Raw genomic sequence first — 3,578 nt, 5'->3', positions numbered from 1 at the left:
GCATCTTCCCATACCAAAGTAATCGGTCGTTCTAAATTTGTGCTTAATAAATCCCACAGAGCATCAAGATTGTTCCCATAATAATCATGTATAGAAAATATTTTTGAAATTTGATTATGAAAATCTTGTTCAGTATAAATTTTACTGCCGATAATCTCTAATTGCATAAGTTATACTCCTATTTACAAGTTCCAATTTGTGTTGCAGAGATATAACGATCAGTTGTTATATAGCAATCCATCATTGGAATACAACAATCTAGTACCAGCCTGATTCGATCTTGACATAGTGTTTATTAAGCTAATGTTCGCTTCATACCATATCCTACCCTGTTTAGCAGGTAAAATATTTGTAGAATTTACAAAATATCTCCCCTATGTTGCCTATATGGATGTGGAGATAGGCTGCTTTTGTCTGATTGCTGTGGCAACTTATTAAAAGAAAGGTATTTGTTGTTTCAGACGACCTTTTGGCTCAAACCTTGAGAACCGCATGCGTGCGTTCTGCACACATGCTACTTGTTGAGTTTAAGTTTTATATGGGCTATGGTTTGCATTTCCAAATGCGCTTGTTATTTAAAAAAAGAAAAATAAACCTGTCTGTTTGGAAATAGCCAGCTGAGTTAAAAATAAAATATTTTGATATATTCTAAGAGGGATATCTGTCAATGCCTGATGGGAATTATCTTGTAAAAAATTTTTTAGAATAATTAATTTTCTTAAATCAATTATTTTTTCATCCTCATAATCATCTATATATGTATCTATTATCTCATTTATTTTATCGAAGAAATTTTTCTCAAATAACAAATTAACCTCTTGTTCTGAAAGTTTAAATACATATAGTTCATTATCATCAGCTTGATCGTAATCTAATTTTTTCATGGCTTCAACACTTAAAGGGACAACTATCTGTTTCATATCAATGACTCCTTATCTTAAAATGTGTTATTTCATTATATTCAGCTTGAGTGCGTCCCTGCTGCTTACCATTCGTATTAATTTTAGGGGCTTTACTAGATTAGCAGATATGCTACCCTTGAAATATGATTATAATACACTGAAAATTAAAGAAAAAGTACAGATGGATAATCTAGTACAGTCCCTAAATATAAATAGACTAAAAAACTTCCAGTCATTTTTATTTTACTGGTTATAGCATCGTCTCATTTCATCTATTCACACCTATAATATCTCAACAGCTTTTACAAATACTCCAGCAGATCCACTGCTACCCTACTAAGCCTTTTTGAAACCTTTGTTGTAAAAAACGCTATTTCCATTCTTATCGAATAAAGGCAAATTTATAATTTTAAAGCCTCCCAAAATGATGAGGCCGTCTGAAAATCCTTTTTCAGACGGCCTTTCTTCATTTAAGCCAAGAAGGATTAAACCAAGTTTTCCAGCATCCATTTAACGTAACGGCTGACGCCTTGTTTTACATCCAAGAATTCTTCTTTATACCCGGCTTCGCGCAGCTTGGTGATATCCGCTTGAGTAAAGCTCTGATATTTGCCTTTAAGCGCATCTGGGAATGGGATATAACGAATAAGTTCTTCTTCAACCAACTCTTTCAAACTCATTTCAGGCTTGCCTTCGGCTGCACGGCAGGCGTTGACGGTGGCAGCGGCAAGATCGTTAAACTGTTGGCTACGACCTGTACCGAGATTGAAGATGCCTGAAAGCTCGGGATGATCGAAGAAGTAAAGGTTAACTTTGGCAACGTCTTCTACGCTGACAAAATCGCGTGTTTGCTCGCCATTACCGTAGCCGTCATTAGCGCCAAACAGATTAACATAACCATGCTCGCGGTATTGGTGGAAATGATGGAAGGCAACCGATGCCATACGGCCTTTGTGTTGTTCCTGTTGTCCGTAAACATTGAAGTAGCGGAAGCCGACGACTCGGGCGGTCAAACCTTCTTCCATTCGGCGGCGCAATACTTGGTCAAACAAGAATTTAGAGTAGCCATACACATTGAGCGGTTTTTCCAGTTCGCGCTCTTCGCGGAAGATTTCGCCCTTACCATATACAGCAGCGCTGGAGGCATAAAGGAACGGAATGCGTTCATCCTGACACCAGTCCAAGAGATCGAGCGTGTACTGGTAGTTGTTGTCCATCATGTAAAGACCATCATGATTCATGGTATCGGAACATGCGCCTTGATGAAAAACGGCTTCGATATCGTCGTAAGGCAGAAGATGGCCGCGCACTTGGCGGATAAATTCGTGTTTATCGAGATAATGGGCAATTTCACACTCGGCAAGGTTTTTAAATTTTTCGCCTTTGCTCAAATTATCGACGGCAACAATGTCGGTAATACCGCGCTGGTTAAGTGCTTTAACGATGTTGCTGCCGATAAAGCCGGCCGCGCCTGTTACGATAATGGTCATAATGAGTTTCCTTTATTTTGATTTTTCAGACGGCCTTGAAGTAATCATGCCGTCTGAAAATAAAAACTTGTCTGTCTGGATTATTTTCCAACTCTATTTTCAGACGGCCTTTAGATTTTAAGGCCGTCTGAAACAGCAATTATTGCTCTTCCAATGCCTTGGTCAATTCGGCAAACGAGCAAACCGCCGTACCAAGTTTTGCCACGACAACGCCCGCTGCCGTATTAGCAAGGTGCATCGCTTCAGGCATGGTATAACCAGCGGCCAAACCCAAACCCACTCCGGCAATAACAGTATCGCCTGCACCCGATACATCATAGACTTCTTGGGCCCGTGTAGGCTGATAAATCGGCTCACCCTCATTGAACAGGGTCATACCCTCTTCACTTCGGGTCAGCAAAATCGCGGTCAAATCAAGATGACGGCGCAGGTTTTGGGCTTTTTCAGTCAAATCATTTTCGTTTTTCCAGCTGCCCACCACTTCTTTCAATTCTGCACGATTCGGCGTAATCAGCGTAGCGCCGGCATATTTCTCGTAATCATCGCCTTTCGGGTCGATTAAAACGGGTTTACCGGCCTGCTTCGCCCAATCGATCATATCGGAAATATGCGACAAACCGCCCTTGCCGTAGTCTGAAAAAATAATGGCATCGTATTCAGGCAACACTTCTCGATATTGATGTTTGATTTGTTCCAACACCTCACGATGAGGCAATTCTTCAAAGTCAAGTCGGATAAGCTGCTGGTTGCGGGCAACGACACGCAATTTGACAGTAGTCGCAATTTGCTTATCGCGCATCAGATAGGAAGAAACGCCGTCTTGCATCATCAATGCGTCCAACGCATCTGCAGCTTCATCATCGCCGGTCACGGACAACAGCCCTACTTTACCGCCCAATGAGGCGATATTGCGCGCAACGTTCGCCGCCCCACCCGCTCGTTGGTCGATACGGGCGATTTTCGCCACCGGCACTGGGGCTTCAGGAGAAATACGGGACACATCGCCAAACCAATAGCGGTCGAGCATCACATCGCCGACGACAAGGACTTTGGCTTGTGCAAAACGTGATTTTAGGGTTTCTTGTTGGAACTTGGTTACCATACTGGCTCCATTAAAATCTCTGTGTAAGGCTTGTTATCAGTTTATTGATCTAACAGCCTAAAAATATCTTGAGGCTCATATACC

General features: G+C 41.5%; 4 protein-coding genes. All 4 read right to left on the bottom strand.

Features of this window, described 5'->3' with window-relative positions:
• Nucleotides 1-167, bottom strand: a 167-nt coding sequence (locus ACTHUE_RS13245) for a barstar family protein (protein ID WP_440423685.1), incomplete at its 3' end; no start/stop codon positions are given.
• A 408-nt stretch (nucleotides 168-575) separates the two neighbouring features.
• Nucleotides 576-920 carry a hypothetical protein gene (locus ACTHUE_RS13240; protein ID WP_070461500.1) on the bottom strand — a complete coding sequence of 115 codons (345 nt, stop codon included), beginning with the start codon at nucleotides 918-920 and terminating at the stop codon, nucleotides 576-578.
• Nucleotides 921-1,387: 467 nt separating this feature from the next.
• On the bottom strand, nucleotides 1,388-2,392 hold the full coding sequence (gene rfaD / locus ACTHUE_RS13235; protein WP_070461498.1) for an ADP-glyceromanno-heptose 6-epimerase: 1,005 nt from the start codon (nucleotides 2,390-2,392) through the stop codon (nucleotides 1,388-1,390).
• A 139-nt stretch (nucleotides 2,393-2,531) separates the two neighbouring features.
• Nucleotides 2,532-3,494, bottom strand: coding sequence for a D-glycero-beta-D-manno-heptose-7-phosphate kinase (gene rfaE1 / locus ACTHUE_RS13230; protein WP_070461497.1), 963 nt, complete (start codon nucleotides 3,492-3,494; stop codon nucleotides 2,532-2,534).
• Nucleotides 3,495-3,578: the final 84 nt, after the last annotated feature.

It is taken from the genome of Neisseria sp. P0021.S005 (assembly GCF_051956955.1).
The sequence above is the reverse complement of the archived record's forward strand: the minus strand, read 5'-3'. Positions and strand labels throughout refer to the sequence as shown.

What these genes read in the sequence shown, in the direction of transcription:
- rfaE1 (WP_070461497.1), bottom strand. Translation starts at nt 3,494, where the DNA reads ATGGTAACCAAGTTCCAACAAGAAACCCTAAAATCACGTTTTGCACAA.
- rfaD (WP_070461498.1), bottom strand. Translation starts at nt 2,392, where the DNA reads ATGACCATTATCGTAACAGGCGCGGCCGGCTTTATCGGCAGCAACATC.
- ACTHUE_RS13240 (WP_070461500.1), bottom strand. Translation starts at nt 920, where the DNA reads ATGAAACAGATAGTTGTCCCTTTAAGTGTTGAAGCCATGAAAAAATTA.